Raw genomic sequence first — 20,465 nt, 5'->3', positions numbered from 1 at the left:
GAGGCGTAGAATATGACAATTTCAAAAGATAAAGTAATTCTAAAAGTTGAACATTTACAAAAATATTTTCCAATTAAGAAAACAAGCGTATTCCAACGTACTCAAGAATATGTAAAAGCAAACAAGAACATCACAATTGATATTCTTGAAGGGGAAACATTAGGTTTAGTAGGAGAGTCTGGATGTGGTAAATCTACATTCGGACGTACTCTAATCCAACTTTATGACCAAACAGGTGGCGATACACTCTACTATGGTGAAACAATTGAAGGAATGATGCCAAATTACGTTAAAAAAGTATACACATCAATTCCTAAAGTGTTCCCAGACCATGCTAAAGATAAAGCAAACCTTGATGCATTGAAGGTTGCAGCAAAAACTGCAAGCGGTGATGCATTCTTAACATCGAATGAAGCACTTCGTGTAGCACGTATCGATTATGATACAAAGTACGGAAACATCTTCCGTCTTGCGGGTGGACTGTTAACACACAGCAACTTGGATGAAGTTACAAAATTACTTGTTGCACAATATGAAAAAGGTTCTGCAGTCGCAAACCTTCACTTAAAAATTGATGCCGAAGAACAACGTGCGAAAGCAACAGGCGTTGCTTCAAAGACCGTCGATGGATTGAAAAAAGAATTTGAAGCCGCAAGTGTCGCAAATGATGCAGCGAAGCAAGATGTACAAAAACTTAAAGATACCCTTGTAAACAACACCGACTTCGATAAATTCGAATCAAAATTGGACAATGGTATTGATTTGTCATCCCTTACGAAGAAGGAAATTCGCTTACTCCGTAAAGACTTACAAATTATTTTCCAAGATCCGTATTCATCACTTGATCCCCGCTTAACAGTTGGTAATATCATTGGTGAGGGGTTAATCGCTCATAAGATTTTCCCAAATAACAAGAGTAAAGAATACAATGACTACATCATTGACATCATGGAAAAATGTGGATTGGATGCAAAATTCATTCATCGTTATCCACACCAGTTCTCGGGTGGACAACGCCAACGTATCGGAATTGCACGTGCGTTAGCCTTGAACCCTAAATTCATCGTTTGTGATGAAGCTGTTTCTGCACTTGATGTTTCAATCCAGTCACAAGTCATTAACTTACTCCAAGATTTAAAAGAAGAGAATAACTTAACATACCTCTTTATTACGCATGACCTTGGTGTCGTCCGTTATATTAGTGACCGTATTGGTGTTATGTACTTTGGTAACTTAGTAGAGTTAGCACCTGCAGAAGAAATCTTCTCAAATCCACAACATCCTTATACAAAGGCCTTGCTTGCAGCGATTCCACGCATGAAGTCCGAAGAGGAAGAAATTCAAAAAATTCTTGAAGAAACACATGACAGTCGTTTCGACTTCACCTACAAAGAAACAGGTGAAGCAGATAAAGACTGGTTCGAAGTATCTCCGGATCACTTTGTTGCATGTCGTCTTCTAAAATCAGATGAGGAGGTAAGCGCATGAGTCTATTAGAGGTAAAAAACTTACACACTTACTTTGATACCAAACGTGGTTTGGTTAAAGCCGTAAATGGCGTTAGCTTTAAACTTGAAAAAGGACGCACACTTGGGATTGTTGGTGAGTCAGGAAGTGGAAAGAGTCAGACAGCAATGTCCATTCTCAAACTTTTTGAACCAAACCAAAAAATCTATGAGGGTGAAATTATCCTTGATGGTAAAGTGATTTCGGAACTTTCCGAAAATGAATTACGCAAGTACCGTGGGAACGAAGTTTCGGTTATTTTCCAAGAACCGATGACAAGTTTAAACCCAGTTCTTACCGTTAAACGACAAATCAGTGAAGTCTTAATCCTTCACCGTGGAATGTCAAAGAAAGAAGCGTATGATCGTTCGTTACAACTTCTTGAAGCGGTTAAGATTACCAATGCAAAAAACGTCTTAAACAGTTACCCATTCCAACTATCAGGTGGGATGAGTCAACGTGTTATGATTGCGATGGCTTTAGCATGTAATCCAAAACTCTTGATTGCGGATGAGCCTACAACTGCACTTGACGTAATTATTCAAGCAGAAATCTTAAAATTGATGAATGATCTGAAACAAAACTCTGATACATCAATTCTCTTTATTACCCATGACCTTGGGGTTATTAGCCAAATGGCCGATGATGTTATTGTTATGTATGGTGGTAAAATTGTTGAAGCTGCACCAATTCTTACAATATTCAACGATGCAAAACATCCATATACGAAACGTTTGTTAGCTGCATTCTTGAAGACTGATATTAACTCACGTAAAGACGTAAAAAACGACGCCTTAGACTTCTACGAAGCTGAGAACGATGTTTATGACTTTGAGAACTTCCGCGTAAATGCGGTTGCCGATACAGACTGGCATCAAGTTGGTGATAACCACTTTGTTGCTTGTAACTTGAAGAAATAATATGTTTGGACGTAAACGAAAGAAGAAGTTATTGACGGAAGACGAAATAACTGAAAAGTTTAAAGACGTCGAGTTTGAAAAAAATGATGCGCTTGCCATATCATTGGCAGCACTCATAACATTCTTACCCGTAGTACTCCTTATTTCAGCTGTTCTTATCGCAATTGTCTGGATTATATTCTAGCAATCTACTATAAAAAGAAAGAAGTGATCGTGCTCTTAAATGAGTCCAATCACTTCTTTTTTGGTGCAATACTTTACTACTTTGACCCAGTATTCAATGCGTTGTTATCGTTGTACATCTTCTCGATGACTTCAGTCCAAAGGTGAAGTTGTCGAATTGTTGGCTGATATGCAGGGAATGTTTCCATTACGTCTAATAATTGATAACATCGTTTCTTACCATCCATGTTCCCTTGTAAAATATCAACAAGTCCCGTAATGAAATGACGGAAGAAGTATGAAACGCTGTTTTCAAAATTCTTAGGAAGATTCAAAGCATCAAGCAAAGCAATACTATGTTTTGCTAAGGCAACGTTATTGCGACGGAGATAGTGAAAGCACTGATTAATATAGATATGGTTAATTTCGATGATTGAACTGGGGGGGAGCGATAAAATGTCTTCACTTTTGCGATCATCAATATCTTTAAGTTCTTCGATTGAGAAAAACTCACTTGTTGCGCTCATGAGATACAGTTCGAATTCATTCATCATTGTAATCGATTGAATGTGATTGCGATAGAAGGCAATTTCTTCGGGGGTGACTCGATCGACTCCTGAAGAAAAGTTGTTATAAATACTCACAAGATAATGAGCACTTTCGTGTGTTGATTGATAAAGGTCACGGTATTTCTCATAGAGTCTATTGGTGCCATATGTCGAGATTGCATCACTGTGCGCTAAATCCATGATCTCGGATAGAATGCGATGAATATCATCGGAAGCTGTATCATCACTTAAGTACGTGAAATAGGCAAGGTCGACACAAATTCGATTAAGTAACTTAATGAGTTTGTTGAATTTTATATCGGATGCTCCATTTTCAAAGTTTGCCAGTGCCGTGACGCTTAGGATTCCCGCCGCAACTTCCTTACTCGAAAAGCCCTTCTCAATCCGCAATTTGCGAAATGTTGGTCCATAATTACTCATACTGTCGCCCCTTCCATATTGAGGTCTTTAGCGAATGCAATCCATGAATCAAGTTTTGCGAGTGCATCCTCGAAACCGTCAAGTATTGAAAAAGCATGCAAGGATTCACGGCATAACGATTCACCCTCTGATTTACCTTCAGCGATTTGGATAAGACCATCAAGAAAACGCGCAAGTATGAATTTCTCGATACTTTCGATTTTTGGAATTGGTTCAATACGCTTGTATGCATCCAAAGTCAATCGTGCAAGTTTCACTTCGCTACGACGGATTAAATGAAAGCAACGATTGATATAAATATGATGACGGTTCGTTTTTGTAAAAGGGGAGAGATTCGTAATGTCTTTATCCATACGCGTGTAGAGCGCAGCAAGTTCAGTAGTTGTAAAGAACTCACTCAAGTATTGCATAAGATAGAATTCAAATTCATCAAATCGCTTGACGTTTAAAAGATAGTGCTGTAAGACTCGCTTACTCCCAGAACTCAAACACTCTGGGTCAGCCATATACTCACACAGAATTGCGACGTATTGAAAGTGTTTTTCTTGCGTACGCAAATATAATGTCTGGTAGGTAGTGCCCAAATTCCTTAATGTGAGTGCTGCATCTTCGTTAGAATTTCGAGCACTTTCAATATTTTGAATAATGCGATTCAGGTCCACGTTTCCAAATTGATCATGGGTGTAAAGAAACTCTGAAGTCGATACTTGAATCCGAAAAAGCAATTTGAATAGATTCGTTGATTTGATATCAGATATACCATTTTCGAAATTTGAGAGAGCAGTCACGCTCATGATTCCCGCAGCGACTTCTTTTAGTGTATAACCCTTATTCTGTCGCAATTCGCGAAATGTACTCCCATAGTTCTCCATAGTGTTACCTCTTTTCAGTATTATAGCACGCCAAGTTTACTTGGACAAAGTTGTGAATTTGCACTAAAATCTACACCTTTCGTAATTTTACTTTAAGTTTATAAAAATTGTCATTCTACAACGTATAATTTTAAATATCAGGGAGGTAAGAATATGAATGAAATTTATCAATTAAATACGAAAGCAAAGCCGAGTATTCTTCAAATGAAAAATGTCCGTAAAGAGTTCAACAACCACGTTGCTCTTAAGGATATCAGCTTTGAAATTGGCAAAGGGGAAATATTTGGGTTCTTGGGACCCAGTGGATCGGGTAAAACTACAACGATAAAAATTGCAACAGGCCAATTGGGGCAAACACGTGGTGATGCCCAAGTCTTGGGGAAAGATGCATCGACGATTAATGAAGCCATTTATGAACAAATTGGAATTGTAACGGATACAAGTGGTATCTATGAGAAACTCTCGGTATACGATAATCTCAAGATATTTGCGGATCTCTTTAAAGTTGAAGAAGACCGTATTGATGTTCTCCTATCAAAAGTTGGTTTGGAAGGTCATAAAAAACATCAAGCGGGTAAACTATCAAAGGGACAAAAGCAACGCCTCGTTTTGGCACGTGCGATTCTCCACAAACCCAGATTGCTTTTTCTCGATGAACCAACAAGTGGCCTAGATCCTGCAACTGCCAATCAAATCCAAGATATGTTCTTGGAATTGAAGGGTGAGGGAATGTCGATTTTCTTGACAACACACAATATGGAAGAAGCAACCAAACTCTGCGATAAAATTGCTTTACTGAATGATGGTGTCATTGTTGAACATGGAACACCTGAAGAAATTTGCTTGCGTCACAATCAAGAGAAGACCTTTAAGGTTCGTTTGAAAAATGATGATATCGTTCATCTCAACGAGAGTAAGGAACATATCGCAATTCTTAATCAACATTTATCAGAAGGAAATGTCGAAACAATTCATTCTTGTGAGCCGACATTGGAAGAAGTATTTATTAAAGTTTCGGGAAGGAGTTTAGTATGAGAAAAGCATTCGTAATGATGAAATTAAAAACAAAGATGTTGATGACCAATACATCAGCACTCACCGGACCACTCATGGCAGTTGGAATCACGATCTTAATGAGGGTTCTGTATGGAACAATGGCAACAGATCCAGAGATGCTTGATTATATGTTTGGAATGGCGCTATCAATGGGCGTTTCGATGAATATTGGTATGGGGGCGGTCATGATGACGGCACTTCCACTTGCTGAAGAGAAAGAGAAAAATACGCTTCGAACATTGATGACCTCTTCAGTCAATGCAAAGCATTTCTTTATCGGAAGCTTGCTACCACCATTCTTGGTTACGGTAGCTGTAAACTTCTTACTTGTATTCGTGAGTGGTATTAACATCGCAAACATTAACTTTATCATGTTTACAGCACTTACCGTTGTAGCGTCACTGATCAGTTGTGTTGTGGGTCTTGTGGTGGGAATTTACTCTAAGTCACAAGTCAACGCAAACAACATCATGATGCCAATTACACTTATCTTAGCAATGTTACCAACATTTTCAGTATTCAATGAGTCCATGGCAACAGCATCCCGTTTTATTTATACGGGTATGTTATCAGACATGTTGAAGGCGTTCAACCTTGGCGAGGCATACAGTCTTGAGTTAGTACAAATTGGCGTACTCATCGCGTGTACAGTTATTAGTATTGGACTCTTCATATACTTTTATAAAAAGAATGGTATGGAAAGCGACTAAACTGAAGTACATCGTAATAACGATGTACTTTTTTTGTGAATTCAGGCACAAATGTTGTTTCATATACTGTGTATGGTATAATTAGTTAGCCGACTAACTAAAGGAGAGGTAAAATGGATAACCAGCTGAGTACGCTATTCCGGAAGATTAACATTAAACACCGACAAAATGTACAAGACTATTTGGATGAATTTGACTTGTATACGGGGCAACCACGATTTCTATATATAATAGATAGAAATCCCGGAATCACTCAGAAGCAACTTGTCGAAATCATCAAACTGTCGAAGGAATCAGTTTCGGTGACATTGAAACGACTTGAAGCATCCGGTTATATTGAACGTGTTGTGAGTACAATTGATCGTCGCGAAAAAAATCTTTTTTTATCGGAAAAAGGAAAAGCAATTATGCCCGAGTTAACTGAAAATTTTGATCGGATCGATAATGCTTTGTTTCGCGCGCTTTCAGACAAACAACAATCAATTCTTGAAGACTATTTCACAATCATGTTAGAGGATTTAGAGAAGGAGTCGAAGAATGAAAAAATTCTATAAGTATTTCAAACCAGAGATACCCGCAGCAATACTTGGGATTATCTTTGTTGGTGGTGTTGCATTCATAGAACTCTATCAAATCCAACTGATGGCCGAGATTATTGATGTCGGAATCGCGCAAGCAGATTTTGGGATCATTGTATCTGTTGGGCTCAAAATGGTAGGGTTAGCAATTGCTGGTGCAGTAATTGCCATGTTGGGACTTGTTTTCCCATCACAAGTGTCAAATAATTTCGCATTGCGTTTGCGTGAAGCAGTTTTCAAACGCATTCAAACATTTTCGATTAAGAATATGTCTAACTTTCAAACAGCATCCCTTGTTACACGGTTAACAAATGATGTTAACTTTTTACAACGAACCTTGATGATGTGTTTGCGTCTTTTAGTTCGTGCGCCTGTTTTCCTAATCAGTACTGTTGTGCTTACATATATTATCAGCCCTGAATTATCATGGGTCATGTTAGCAGCTGTACTCTTCTTAACAGGAATTCTTATCTATACAATTAAAGCGGGATTCCCACGTTTTGTGAGACTTCAAAAAATGGTCGATAAGATGAACCGTAAAGTTCAAGAATCCCTTATGAATATTCGTGTTATCAAATCGTTTGTTCGCGAAGACTTAGAAGATGAGAAATTTAACGATGAAAACTCTCAGCTCTTCAAAGCAAACGTTGATGCAATGAACTTGATGATTATCATGAATCCAGCGTTAACCGCCGCAATTCACTTTGCCACAATCTTTATTGTTTGGATTTCATCGTACTTGATTGTTGATATGCATTTAATTCAAGTGGGTGATCTGTTAGTGTTCATTAACTATCTACGCTTTACCATGTTCTCAATGATGATGATTACCAACGTCTTGATGATGGTGTCGCGCTCAAAAGCGTCGGTGTTGCGACTTAATGAAGTCCTTGATACTGAGGCTGATATTCATTCAATTGCGACTCCAGAGTTGCTTACAAACGTCCAAGGACATATTAAGTTTGAAGATGTATCATTCCGTTACTACGAAGATGCCAATGATGTCTTGAAACACATCAATTTGGATATTATTCCAGGTCAACATATTGGAATTATTGGGTCTACTGGAAGTGGTAAGTCTTCTCTGATTAATCTTATGGTTCGTCTCATCGATGTCACTGAAGGACGCATTACCCTTGATGGCCATGATATTCGTGATTTGGATATGAAGTTCCTTAGAAGTCAATTTGGTTTCGTACCTCAAAAGAATGTTCTCTTTACGGGAACAATTGCTGAGAACTTACGCCTTGGAAATGAACATGCTACAGAAGAAGACATGATTCAAGCAACAATGGCTGCTTCGATCTATGGCTTTATCGAAGAAAGCAAACATGGATTCGATTCGCCAGTACAACAAGGTGGAACAAACTTTTCTGGTGGACAGCGTCAAAGATTATGTATTGCGCGAGCACTGATGGTTAATCCTAAAATTTTAGTGTTGGATGATAGTACAAGTGCCCTTGATGCAGCTACAGAAGCCAAAGTTAAGGAATCAATCGCTGCAATGTATTCGGATGTTACTGTAATCAGTATTGCGCAGAAGATTAGCTCAGTTGCTGATTCTGATAAAATTGTTGTTCTGGATGAAGGACAAATTGTTGGACTTGGAACACATGATGAGCTACTTGAAACATGCCAGGTTTACCAAGAAATCTATCAAAGTCAAATGAGTAAAGGAGGTGTTGAATAATGAGTCAACAAAGTCTTGTTATTGGGAAACATAAACCCAAGGACCAAAAAGGAACCCTTCTACGCTTACTATCTTACCTCGGTGAAAGTAAATTCTTACTCATCGTTGTTATTATCGCTTCCATTGTTTCAACACTTGGAGGTTTGTATGGATCCTATGCAATCTCGCCACTCATCGCAACGATTGAACAGGGGATGAACAATACCATCACGCGTGAAGTTATGTTTAGTTCATTAACAACACAACTTATTGGTCTTGCTATTATCTTTGCCATTGAAGTTGGTGCGATGTTCCTCGCTGCACGTTTGATGGTTAAAATATCACAACGTACCGTTGAAACAATTCGTAAGGAAATGTTCTCGCATGTCTTGCGCATGAAGGTTTCCTACCATGATGCCAACGCACACGGTGATTTAATGAGTCGATTTACCAATGATATTGATTTGGTGGGTGAAGGATTGAACACTGCAGCGGCATCAATCGTTATAAATATCTTTACCCTTATCGGAACCGTTGTGGTCATGTTTATTTTAAGCCCAATTCTAACAGCTGTGACGATGATTATTCTGCCATTATTAAGTTTAATGTCAAATGTCATTATTAAGAAATCACGGATTTATTCCAAGCGTCAGCAACAGTCTTTGGGTGATCTAAACGGATATGTTGAAGAATCCATGGAAGGTCAAGTTGTAATGCAACTCTTTAATCATGAAGAGAAAGCACGCGAGAAGTTCCAAAAGAAAAATCAAGTATACCGTAAAAACTCGCAATTTGCGCAAATCACATCAATTATGATTTATCCACTGATGCAAAATATCAATACGATATCGTATGCTGTTATTGGGATTGTAGGTGGATACCTTGCCATAAATGGGCGTTTAAGTATTGGTGATCTGGGTGCCTATGTTAACATGACACGAACACAAGGAAAACCAATTAACGAAATATCCAGCCAATTTACAACACTGCAATCAGCAATAGCATCCGCTGAGCGTATCTTTGAATTGCTCGATTGGAAAGAAGAAGAAATTCGTGATACCGATCTAGTTCTTGATACTGTTGAAGGTGATGTACGATTCGAAGATGTAACGTTTGGTTATGTTAAAAACGTCACTGTCTTGAAGGATGTAACTTTCTGGGCCGCACCAGGACAGAAAATTGCCTTTGTTGGATCAACCGGTGCTGGTAAGACAACCATTACCAATTTAATTTCGCGATTCTATGATATTAACTCTGGAAAGATTCTAATTGATGGACATGATATCTCAAAGATAAACCGTCTTAGTCTTCGAAAACATATTGCGATGGTGCTCCAAGATACAAACCTCTTTACAGGAACAATCATGGAGAACATACGTTATGGTAATCTGGATGCAACGGATGAAGAATGTATTGCAGCGGCAAAACTTGCCAACGCGCATCACTTTATTCGTACATTAGAACATGGTTATGATACTGAAATAAGCGGTACGGGTTCTGAACTGTCACAAGGTCAAAAACAATTGCTGAATATTGCCCGAGCTGCAGTTGCAAACCCAAGTATTCTTATTCTTGACGAAGCAACGTCATCAATTGATACGCGTACGGAACGCTTGATTGAACAAGGAATGGATTCATTGATGAAAGGTCGTACAACCTTCATTATTGCCCACCGACTTTCAACGGTTCGTAATTCTGATGCAATTATTGTTCTCGAACATGGTCGCATCATCGAACGTGGAAGTCACGATGAACTTGTTGAGCAAGGCGGACGCTATGCATCCCTTTACTCAGGTCAAACAGAATTAAGTTAAATAATGATAAGAAGGTAGCCTGGCTGCCTTTTTATTTGTTATACTTAAGTTAAGGAGGGTTTCCTATGCTAAATGTTGAATATATAAATCACTGTGGTTACATCGTTGAAACGGATAATGCTGTTTATGTTTTTGATTATGTTGAAGGTCAGGTCCCCGCGCGCTATTTGATGAGTCACAAGCCGACATATTTCTTTGTGACAACCGCTGAGTCACACCACTACACCGACGCTATATTCTCGTACAGGAAGCCCGTTTTTTTATCGTATGATGTGCTTGCGTCACCTTTCAATAACGTCTATAAAATGGATGTTGGCGATACCTTTCATACCGGATTTGCGACAATTCACGTTCTAAAAACAACGCGTGAAGGTGTCTGCTACCTCATTAAGGAGAAGGACAAGACAATCTTACATGGTGGCGATCTCAACAATTGGCATTGGTCATCCATGTCAAATAAACAAGAAATTAATGAAGAAGAAACAGCCTATGAACTTGCGCTCGAACAATTTCAGAATATTGGGAAAATTGATGTTATGATGTTTTCAATTGACCCGCGTATGGGAGAAGACTATGATAAAGGGGCGCGACGGATTGTTGAACTCCTTCGCCCACAATTTTTCTTCCCCATGCACTTTGGGGATAACTCAAGTGACTTGAATGAATTCTATGAGTGGTCCAATGGTGTTGAAGATTGTAAATTCTTCAAACCCAATTACACCAATCATACATTTAAGAATATCGCATAGAAAGTTGGTTATTATGGCAGTAATTTTTGATTTGGATGGTACTCTGATGGATACCATCGCGGATATGGGAAACAGTTTAAACCGTGTACTGGAAGGACGCAATCTTCCAACTCATACACTCGCAACATATAAAACATTCGTTGGAAACGGCATTAAGAAGCTCGTAGAACGCGCATTGCCGGAAGACTACGATGAATTTGATGACGCGCTCGAGGAATTCCTTGCCGATTATGGTTTAAACTACAGTGTCGATTCAACGCCGTATCCTGGAGTTGTTGAAACATTAAAGGAATTAAACACACGTGGCATCCCAGTCGCGATTTGTACTAACAAGAAACAAGTATATACGGATGGAATCGTTGCTGCTTATTTTGGTGACATCGATTTTGTAACAGTTATTGGGGATCAATTTGATGGGAATCATAAACCAAGTCCCCATTACCCACTCATAATCGCAGAAGAAATGGGCATTAATCCTGAGAACATACTCTTTGTCGGTGACAGTGATGTTGATATGAATACTGCAAAGAATGCAAATATGATCCCTATAGGCGTTTCATGGGGATTTAGACCCGTTTCTGAATTAGAAGAACACGGTGCTAAGCATATTCTGGATCGTATGGATAAAATTATTGAACTTATATAATGGTAGATATGCGAGTATTACCTTTCCACTATTATTCTAGATGAAATCATATTTGTTAAGATTCTTAAACTTCGATTCACAAACGAATTGGAAAGTTTGTGAGTCTTTTTTTATTCGGGTAGAACTACTGGTCGAAAAGTGTTAAAATTGAACGGTACGTAGGAGGAAATTATGAAAAAGAAACCTGTAGTTTTAGTAGTAATGGATGGTGTTGGTATAACAGATACTGTAGAAGGTAATGCTGTAAAACAAGCTCATACACCAAACTTAGATGCATTAATGGCTGAATGCCCTAATATTGAATTAAAAGCGCACGGTCTCGCTGTTGGTCTTCCATCAGATGAAGACATGGGAAACTCAGAAGTTGGACACAACGCTTTGGGATCCGGACAGATTTTCTCACAAGGGGCAAAACTTGTGAACGGTTCAATCGCAGATGGCAGTTTGTTTGAATCAAAAGCATGGAAACTTCTTACAACGGATTTGAAAAATAATACATTACATCTTCTTGGATTATTATCAGATGGTAATGTGCATTCACACGTTGATCATGTCATTGCAATGATTAAACGCGCAAAAGCAGATGGTGTCAAACATCTTGCATTACACGCACTTCAAGATGGACGTGACGTTGAACAACAATCAGCATTGACATACATTGATGCCGTTGAGGCAGTTATGAATGAATTGAATGATGATTCATTCCACGCTGAAATCGCAAGTGGTGGTGGTCGTATGTTAGTTACAATGGACCGCTATGATGCAGACTGGGGAATGGTCGAACGTGGTTGGAAAACACACGTCTTGGGTGATGCACAAAAGTTTGCTTCAGCAACTGAAGCCATTAATCACTTCCGTGCAGAAGAACCAACACTTTCTGATCAATACATCCCTGCATGGGTTGTTGCCAAAGATGGTGAAGCAGTTGCCCCAATCGTTGATAATGACTCGGTAATTTTCTTTAACTTCCGCGGTGACCGTGCTCTTGAAATCTCAAAAACATTCGAAGGCGATGCATCATTTGACAAGTTTGATCGTGTTCGCGTACCTAATGTTAAATATGCAGGTATGCTTCAATACGATGGAGACTCAGGAATTCCTGCTAATTTCTTAGTTGAACCACCACACATTACCGATACATTGACAGAAACATTGATTGAAAATGGTATGTCATCATTTGCAATTTCCGAAACACAAAAATATGGACACGTTACTTATTTCTGGAATGGAAACAAACTCGAGAAATTTGATGACGCTTTAGAAACTTATGTCGAGATCAAAGGAGATGATGTCACATTTGATCAACGTCCATGGATGAAATCAGCAGAAATTACCGATGAAGTAATTGCTGCACTAAATGGCGGTCAATACGACTTCATTCGTCTCAACTTCCCAAATGGAGATATGGTCGGGCATACAGGTGATATGCTTGCATCAATCATTTCCGTTGAGGCAGTTGACTTGGCTTTGGGACGTTTACTTCCAGTTGTTAAGAAAAATGATGCAACATTGATTGTGCTTGCAGACCATGGTAATGCAGATGAAATGGTTGATAAAAAGGGAAATGCTAAAACATCACATACCCTCAACCCCGTTCCATTTATCATTTACAACCGCGATGTTGAATTAAAACAAGAAGGTGGTTTTGGTCTTGCTAATGTTGCAGCGACTGTTGCAGATTTGCTTGACATCAAACCCAATGCAAAATGGGAAACAAGCCTCATTAAGAAGTAAGCATGAAGAAACGGACCCGTCCGTTTCTTTTTATATGGAATATGAGAAATAACTGAAAATATGGGATTTCATGCATAATAGCGTCGGGTTTGCTACAATAACAGTGTTATGGTGTCTAGGTTAAGAAATGAGGAGGATTACCATGATTGATAAAAACGACAATACAGTAATGAGATTAAAGAAAATATTTGACCCAGAGTCCGTTTCGGAATCCGAGAAAGACATCCCTCAAACGGATGATTTTGATGGAGTTAATGATGACTCTGAACAAGATATCGAAACCCAAGAAACAGACGAAGAAGTTGTGGATGAAACAATCGTTGATGATGTTGGGGATAGTGTAAGAACAAAACGTCAGAAAACAAAAACAAAAGTAAAACATGTAACCAAGCAAAAGAACAAGAATTCAAAGAAATATAAAATCCTGGCAATTATTGCAGCAGTGTTAATTGTTGCAGGAGGAGGGTTTGTATTATGGGACCGCGTGCTGAGTGTTAAGACTCTTGACTTCTTTGAACTTGCACCGACGCGCTTTGTGAACGATGGTGAAAGTATATTCTTTGAAATGAATCAAGATCAAATTGTGTTTGCGGAAAACCCTGCTGTAGAAGCAGTACTGAAAACCATGCGTTATACAGTGAACCCTGATGGAGCACTCAAAGAAGGTGATGCTGTCTTGGTAACATTAACGCCGACTGAAGCAGAGTTAAAAACCCTTAAGGACAATAAGTATAAATTAAAGGCGACTGCAAAGGAGATACGCGTTGAAGGATATTCTGAGCTTGTCTCGATTGATTTCTTTACGCGTGTCACTGTAACATTCAAAGGTGAGAGTGGAACTGGAGTTGCTGAAACAACAATTGACTCAGCAATCAAGGATAGTAATCCTGAAGTTGAAAAGGTTCTAAAGCAAATTAAGGTAAAACCGATAGCAGCTACAGACCTTGCGAATGGTGATATTGTAACAGTATCTTTAGACTTAACAGATGCCATGCGCGAAGCCTTACGCAAGGAAAATGTCCAACTGGAATCTGAAACAAAAGAAATAACTGTTGAGGGCCTAATTGGTGCGCCGGCATCCATCGATGGAATCGATAATTTCCTCGACCTTCAAGAAAAAGCAAGCCAGAAAATGATTGCTGATTACCAAAAGAATGGAATAGAAGCTACGAATATTCGTATGGTCAGTGCCTGTTATACTGCGACACCGTCAAATACAATCAATGCTACGGATAAAGAATCAGGAAAGAACTATGAAAATGGTTCGCTTATGTTTGTCTTTAGTTTCGATTTAGTAACGGATGGCAAGACAGAAACATTTGCAGATGCGTATGGATTTACTAACATAATGGCTGATAGTAACGGCGTGATTACAGCCAGATTACGTTCTATGGTTCCGGCTCGTGATAAGATGAGTCCAACTGCGGTACAAGAAGAGTTAAATCAAAATGGATTTCAATGTCAATAACGAGAAGATCGAAAGATCTTCTTTTTTTATGGTTACGATAATCAAAATCACCCGATTGTATACTTTGAATATTATTTCACAAGAGTATTGCACATTTGCGGTAATCTCGAACTTTGTGAAAGAAATACATAATATAATTAGCATTTTGCATTGTTTTGATATTCCTATAAGCATAAACTAAAAGAGCAAATGATCATTTGTGGAGGTTATCGATGGCACAGCATGAAATTGACACACCAAAATCAACATCAAAAATTACGGCGAAACATGTCCGCGTGTTTTCCATAGTGACATTTATAGTGATGTTTGTTGTATCGCTTTTCATGGGTGTCTTGGATGTTACACCGTCTTTATTGATGAAGATGGACGGTGCTGCGTGGCATGCCTTTGTATACAGTCGTATTCCGCGTGTTATGGCCGTAGTCATTACCGGAATCTCATTATCAGTGGCAGGGCTAATCATGCAGAAAATTGCCCAAAATCGCTTTGTGTCACCATCAACAGCGGTAACGATGGATGCTGCGCGATTGGGGATTATTATTTCTTTAATTGTATTTGCGGGTATGGGTTTTGTTGGAAGATCCGTATTCGCACTTGTCTTTGCTGTTATTGGTACACTTGTTTTTATGAAACTTGTGAATCGAATTACGTTTAAGAATATTGTGTTTGTTCCATTAATGGGGATGATGATGGGAATGGTCGTCGATTCAATCACTACTTACCTTGCGATGCGTTTTGATTTGATGCAAACGCTCGCTGGTTACATGTTGGGAAGCTTTACGTTTGTGATGCAAGGAAATTATGAGTTACTTTACTTAAGCATTCCGCTGTTAGTTCTTGCATATGTTTATATCAGTCGTTTCAGTATCGTTGCGATGGGTTCTGATTTCGCACGGAACGTGGGTGTTAACTATGAACGAACGCTCTTGCTGGGAATTCTTATGGTTTCACTGCTCAGTGCATCGGTTGTCGTTACGATAGGAAGTGTTCCGTTTGTGGGTCTGATGATTCCTAATATTGTTACCAAAGTATATGGCGATGGCAATCAATCGGTACTTATTGATACGGCCCTTCTTGGTGGAAACTTATTATTGATTTGTGATCTCATATCACGTGTTGTTATTTATCCTTACGAAGTACCAATTGGTTTAATTTTGGGAGTAGTTGGTTCGATTTTCTTTTTGGTTGTATTGTTGAGAAGTCGCCATGAAGCGTAAATACATATTGCCGATTATTTGTATCGGATTGAGTCTAATTTACCTTTTGATAGGTGTTAATGCAAACAACATTGTGTATTTGATGTATCGGCGTTTGACACGCCTGATTGCTGTAGCATTTGTATCACTATTGATTAACATCGCGACTGTGTACTTCCAAAACATGACAAACAATCGAATCCTCACACCGTCATTACTTGGATTTGACCGACTGTTTATGCTTATTCAGGTTATCATTGTATTCTTTGTGAAACAGTATGTCTCAAGTATGACATTGTTTGTGATTGTGGTCACGGTTATGACACTGATTTCAGTACTAATCTATACGGTTGTATTACGTGTGATTCGCACCGATTTATTTACGTTACTCTTAGTTGGTACAGTGATGGGAACACTGTTTGGAAGCATTACATCAACATTACAAATGATGATGGATCCCAACGAGTTTTCAATCATTCAAAATCAATCCTTTGCCTCATTTAACGCAATCAATGTTGATGTCTTATGGGTTGGAATGGTGTTGTCATTGGTTGGATTTTGGGCAGTTTGGAAATTACACAAACAAGTTGATGTTGTGGCGTTGGGTGAAACCCATGCACGAAATCTCGGTATTGATGTTCGAAAATTCCAGTATTATGCGCTGATAATGATTGCAGTATTCATTTCCATCACTACAGCCCTTGTTGGACCCATATCGTTTCTTGGGTTGCTAACGACTAATATTGCGCGTGAGTCGATCAAAGGGTTTCGAACACGTGAAATTGTTAAATATGGCACGTATTTATCAATTGCATTGTTGGTTGCGGGTCAACTCATATTTGAGCGCATGCTTCATTTCAACACCTCCATCAGTGTTGTCTTGAATATCTTGGGTGGTATTTATTTTATTCGATTAATGCTAAAGGAGCGATTCTCATGATTGAAGTAACAAACATTACAAAAAAATACGGATCGTTTTTCGCACTTGATGATATCACGCTGGACATCGCGTCAAATAAGGTTACCGCAATTGTTGGAGAAAATGGATCAGGGAAGTCCACGTTGTTAAATATTATGGGTCGCCTTAATAACGCGACCAGTGGATCAGTTCTGCTTGATTCTAAAGATATTAATACCTATGCGTCATTAGAGTATGCCTGTAAGATTGCAACACTCAAACAAGCCAATACAATTAACTTACGCTTACGCGTGATTGATTTGGTTGGATTTGGCCGTTATCCCCACAATCAAGGAAGATTAAATGCAGACGATATTCTAATTGTTGAAGAGTCCCTTGCGTTCATGCAATGTTTGGACCTGCGGGATAAGTTTATCGATCAGTTAAGTGGTGGGCAACTGCAACGGGTTTATATTGCAATGATTTTGGCACAGGATACGGATGTGATGTTATTGGATGAACCTTTGAATAATCTTGACTTAAAACACGCGCATGAATTAATGGAACTTATCCGCCAATTGGTTGATGAACATGGAAAAACGGTTGTTATAATCATGCATGATTTAAATATGGTCTACCGTTATGTCGACAATATTATTGCTTTAAAACATGGACGTTTGATTTGTGATGGTGCAGTTGACGACGTCTTGAATGAACACATGCTCCATGAAATTTATGATATGCACTTTGAAATTCAGAAATGTGAGACGCACACTGTTGCGTTTATAAAATAGAGGAAGAAAAATATGAAAAAAATTTTCGCATTGCTTTCAGTATTATTGGTTCTTACCGGATGCGCAGCTGCTACACCGAAGAAAGTAGATATTGAGATTGAACATAAACTTGGAAAAACTGCTTTGCAAACAAACCCAGAAAAAGTCGTTGTATTTGATAATGGTATCATTGATATCATGACATACCTTGAACTACCAGTCGGGGGTGTTCCTAAAGATTCACTTCCAACTGCACTTAAAATCTATGATAAAGACGAAGTGTTAAATGCCGGAACCTTGTTTGAACCAGATTTTGAAAAAATTATGGAATATGGTCCAGACTTAATTATTATTTCTGGACGTGCTTCAAAGCAATATGAAGAGTTGTCAAAAATAGCACCTACGGTTTATATGGGAAACGATACCGATCCAACAGGACTTCTAAATTCGATGGATGCTAACATTCAGCTCTTAGGAGAGATCTTCCCCAATAAGGATGTGACTAAAGCAATGCCAGCACTTCAAGAAAAAGTAACAGAACTTCATGACAAAGCACAAGCATCTGGTTTATCCACAATGTTTATTATGGCCAATGGTACGGAAATTAAATCATTCGGACCGGGCAGTCGTTATGGACACATTTTCTCAGAGTTTGGGTTTGCACCTATTGATCATGAACTCGATCCTTCAACACATGGTGCGACAGTTTCATTTGAGTTGGTCAGCTCACTGAAACCTGAAATCATCATTGTAATGGACCGTGCGGCAGTTACTGGTGGTACAGTATTTGCAGAAGAATTGATGAATAATGATTTCGTAAAAGGGACACCAGCTGCAAAGAACAAACGCATCATCTATGTTGATCCTGAAACATGGTATATTACAGAAGGTGGTTATAACGCAGTGTTAAAAATGACTGAGGAGCTACTCCCATTATTTAACTAGATGTTGCAAACGCAACATCTTTTCTGTTTTTAGGGTGTATTGGATTCAGTTCATCTACCTAAATGTATCTGCTTTATGGTAAACTATAGACAATGAGTGTAAGGGGTTTACCATATGAAAAATGAAAAAGATTTTATTTATGTTCACGGTCATCGCAACCCAGATACCGACTCAGTCGTGTCGGCGATTGCGTATGCTCACCTAAAGAATGAACTCGGAGTGAAGGCCGTTGCATGTCGTTTGGGTGGATTGAGCGAAGAGACAGACTATATTCTTGAAAAATTCGGATTTGAGGCACCAATCTTGCTGAAAGATGCACGTGCTACCTTGGATGAAATTGATGTCGACAGTCCAATCGAAATTCATGTCGATACATCGATTAAGGATGCGATGGATATTTTACAGAAAAGCCGACAAACTTTGGCGGTTGTTGACGATCGATCCCAGTTGATGGGAGTTGTCACAAGTTCAAATTTAACCCACATTGCGATGGGCGATACAGCACATTCGATTGAACTCTTAAAAAGAACACCAGTCGAAAACATTGTTAAGGCAATTGATGGGACCTTAGTCTACAAGCCGAAAGAGTTCCGCTTTAATGGAAAGACAAGTATCGTAGCCATTGCTGAATCGGGCCTAAGCAACTATCAATTGGATGGTCGGTTGGTCATCATCGGTGATGATGTCAATGCTCAAATGGAAGCAATCAACAAGGGTGCTGCCTGTATTGTCACCGTATGGACTCAAGAGATTGAGGATGCAGTCATAAAGCAAGCCATTGAAAAAGGGTGCGCCATTATTATGTCATCACATGGTACGATGAACACATCCCGATATTTGCTTTTCTCACCAAGCATTCGTGAAGTTATGACTACTGATTTGGTTTACTTTAATAAAAATGAGTTTGTTGAAGATGTGGAATCCCGTATGCTTAAAACACGATATCGAGCGTATCCAGTCTTGGATGATAACAATCATATCTATGGGTTTATATCGCGATATCATATTCTGAATAGTCAAAGCAAACGATTGATTCTTGTCGACCACAATGAGTATTCGCAAAGTGTTGAAGGTGTTGAGGATGCAGAAATTCTTGAAGTCATTGACCACCATCGTATTGGTGATATTAATACAATCAAACCGATTTATTTCCGCAATGAAATTATCGGTTCAACAGCATCAATCATAACGAAGATGTATCATGAGAATGGTGTCAATATTCCTAAGAATATTGCATCGATCCTCTTGTCAGCCTTGATTTCGGATACATTGAATCTGAAATCTCCAACTGCAACACAACAAGACTTCCGTCTCGCGTTGCAACTTGAAGCAATTTCCGGTCTTGATCGTTATCAGTTTGCACAAGAAATGTACGAAGTAACATCAACACTTAAGAACAAGCCTTATGAAGATATCATTAATCAGGATATTAAGACATTTTATATCTCAGGAAAAGAAGTGATGGTATCACAGGTTGTAATTTATCACTTTACAGAATTGGATACGATTCATGAGACATTTGAAGAAGCTCTTGAGGCCTATGTGCTTAAGCACAAGTTGGATCTCTTGGTGGTTGTTTTTACAAGTATTGAAGACAATGGATCAATTGTTGTATCGGCAGGAAACCTTAAGAATGCTGTTCTGGATGCATTCCCGAATGAGGATGGTCAAGAACGTACATTCCTTCAAGATATTGTTTCAAGAAAGAATCAAATTATCCCGCGTTTATCATCTGCAATTGCAAAAGTTGTAGATGGGAAACGTTAAAAACTCTTCATGA

Annotated in this window: 19 protein-coding genes; 17 read left to right on the top strand and 2 right to left on the bottom strand. The window is 38.8% G+C overall.

Features of this window, described 5'->3' with window-relative positions:
* The first annotated feature begins 12 nt into the window (after positions 1-12).
* The 3 genes from G7062_RS09335 to G7062_RS09325 are packed head-to-tail and all read left to right on the top strand — an operon-like array spanning position 13 to position 2,610.
* Positions 13-1,488 carry an oligopeptide/dipeptide ABC transporter ATP-binding protein gene (locus G7062_RS09335; RefSeq protein ID WP_166065655.1) on the top strand — a complete coding sequence of 492 codons (1,476 nt, stop codon included), beginning with the start codon at positions 13-15 and terminating at the stop codon, positions 1,486-1,488.
* Positions 1,485-2,426, top strand: a complete 942-nt coding sequence (locus G7062_RS09330; protein ID WP_166065654.1) for an ABC transporter ATP-binding protein — start codon at positions 1,485-1,487, stop codon at positions 2,424-2,426. Before G7062_RS09335 ends, G7062_RS09330 begins: the two co-directional genes overlap by 4 nt.
* A 1-nt stretch (position 2,427) precedes the next feature.
* Positions 2,428-2,610, top strand: a complete 183-nt coding sequence (locus G7062_RS09325; protein WP_166065653.1) for a hypothetical protein — start codon at positions 2,428-2,430, stop codon at positions 2,608-2,610.
* Between the two features lie 76 nt (positions 2,611-2,686).
* On the opposite strand, the gene G7062_RS09320 is transcribed toward G7062_RS09325, so the two are convergent.
* Both G7062_RS09320 and G7062_RS09315 read right to left on the bottom strand, forming a co-directional pair.
* On the bottom strand, positions 2,687-3,577 hold the full coding sequence (locus G7062_RS09320) for a helix-turn-helix domain-containing protein (RefSeq protein WP_166065652.1): 891 nt from the start codon (positions 3,575-3,577) through the stop codon (positions 2,687-2,689).
* Positions 3,574-4,449 (bottom strand): helix-turn-helix domain-containing protein, encoded by an 876-nt coding sequence (locus G7062_RS09315; protein WP_166065651.1) that lies wholly within the window; start codon positions 4,447-4,449, stop codon positions 3,574-3,576. The genes G7062_RS09320 and G7062_RS09315 overlap by 4 nt, the downstream gene beginning before the upstream one ends.
* A 153-nt stretch (positions 4,450-4,602) precedes the next feature.
* Between G7062_RS09315 and G7062_RS09310 the strand changes: the two genes are divergently transcribed.
* The 14 genes from G7062_RS09310 to G7062_RS09245 all read left to right on the top strand — a co-directional run bounded on the left by G7062_RS09310 (position 4,603) and on the right by G7062_RS09245 (position 20,452).
* Positions 4,603-5,484 (top strand): ABC transporter ATP-binding protein, encoded by an 882-nt coding sequence (locus G7062_RS09310; RefSeq protein WP_166065650.1) that lies wholly within the window; start codon positions 4,603-4,605, stop codon positions 5,482-5,484.
* On the top strand, positions 5,481-6,215 hold the full coding sequence (locus G7062_RS09305) for an ABC transporter permease (RefSeq protein WP_166065649.1): 735 nt from the start codon (positions 5,481-5,483) through the stop codon (positions 6,213-6,215). The genes G7062_RS09310 and G7062_RS09305 overlap by 4 nt, the downstream gene beginning before the upstream one ends.
* A 113-nt stretch (positions 6,216-6,328) precedes the next feature.
* Positions 6,329-6,769, top strand: a complete 441-nt coding sequence (locus G7062_RS09300; RefSeq protein WP_166065648.1) for a MarR family winged helix-turn-helix transcriptional regulator — start codon at positions 6,329-6,331, stop codon at positions 6,767-6,769.
* Positions 6,753-8,483 carry an ABC transporter ATP-binding protein gene (locus G7062_RS09295; RefSeq protein ID WP_166065647.1) on the top strand — a complete coding sequence of 577 codons (1,731 nt, stop codon included), beginning with the start codon at positions 6,753-6,755 and terminating at the stop codon, positions 8,481-8,483. The genes G7062_RS09300 and G7062_RS09295 overlap by 17 nt, the downstream gene beginning before the upstream one ends.
* Complete coding sequence (locus G7062_RS09290) at positions 8,483-10,276, top strand: ABC transporter ATP-binding protein (RefSeq protein WP_166065646.1); 1,794 nt, start codon at positions 8,483-8,485, stop codon at positions 10,274-10,276. Before G7062_RS09295 ends, G7062_RS09290 begins: the two co-directional genes overlap by 1 nt.
* A gap of 65 nt (positions 10,277-10,341) precedes the next feature.
* A complete protein-coding gene (locus G7062_RS09285; RefSeq protein WP_166065645.1) occupies positions 10,342-11,025 on the top strand; it encodes an MBL fold metallo-hydrolase in 684 nt (227 codons plus the stop codon).
* Positions 11,026-11,038: 13 nt separating this feature from the next.
* Entirely contained in the window at positions 11,039-11,671 is a 633-nt protein-coding gene (locus G7062_RS09280; RefSeq protein ID WP_166065644.1) for an HAD family hydrolase, read from the top strand.
* A gap of 171 nt (positions 11,672-11,842) precedes the next feature.
* Positions 11,843-13,405: a 2,3-bisphosphoglycerate-independent phosphoglycerate mutase gene (gene gpmI, locus G7062_RS09275; RefSeq protein ID WP_166065643.1), complete on the top strand. Its 1,563-nt coding sequence runs from the start codon at positions 11,843-11,845 to the stop codon at positions 13,403-13,405.
* A gap of 142 nt (positions 13,406-13,547) precedes the next feature.
* Positions 13,548-14,873, top strand: a complete 1,326-nt coding sequence (locus G7062_RS09270; RefSeq protein WP_166065642.1) for a hypothetical protein — start codon at positions 13,548-13,550, stop codon at positions 14,871-14,873.
* A 212-nt stretch (positions 14,874-15,085) separates the two neighbouring features.
* The gene (locus G7062_RS09265) at positions 15,086-16,090 is read left to right on the top strand and encodes an ABC transporter permease (RefSeq protein ID WP_166065641.1); all 1,005 of its coding nucleotides are present in this window, start codon (positions 15,086-15,088) and stop codon (positions 16,088-16,090) included.
* The gene (locus G7062_RS09260) at positions 16,080-17,009 is read left to right on the top strand and encodes an iron chelate uptake ABC transporter family permease subunit (protein ID WP_166065640.1); all 930 of its coding nucleotides are present in this window, start codon (positions 16,080-16,082) and stop codon (positions 17,007-17,009) included. Before G7062_RS09265 ends, G7062_RS09260 begins: the two co-directional genes overlap by 11 nt.
* Positions 17,006-17,761: an ATP-binding cassette domain-containing protein gene (locus tag G7062_RS09255; RefSeq protein ID WP_166065639.1), complete on the top strand. Its 756-nt coding sequence runs from the start codon at positions 17,006-17,008 to the stop codon at positions 17,759-17,761. Before G7062_RS09260 ends, G7062_RS09255 begins: the two co-directional genes overlap by 4 nt.
* 12 nt (positions 17,762-17,773) lie before the next feature.
* The gene (locus tag G7062_RS09250; protein WP_166065638.1) at positions 17,774-18,685 is read left to right on the top strand and encodes a siderophore ABC transporter substrate-binding protein; all 912 of its coding nucleotides are present in this window, start codon (positions 17,774-17,776) and stop codon (positions 18,683-18,685) included.
* 114 nt (positions 18,686-18,799) lie between these two features.
* On the top strand, positions 18,800-20,452 hold the full coding sequence (locus G7062_RS09245) for a putative manganese-dependent inorganic diphosphatase (protein ID WP_166065637.1): 1,653 nt from the start codon (positions 18,800-18,802) through the stop codon (positions 20,450-20,452).
* The last annotated feature ends 13 nt before the right edge of the window (positions 20,453-20,465 follow it).

The organism is Erysipelothrix sp. HDW6C, from assembly GCF_011299615.1.
Taxonomy (GTDB): Bacteria; Bacillota_I; Bacilli_A; order Erysipelotrichales; family Erysipelotrichaceae; genus Erysipelothrix.
Note: the sequence above shows the minus strand (reverse complement) of the source record. Positions and strands in the feature narration are given on the sequence as shown.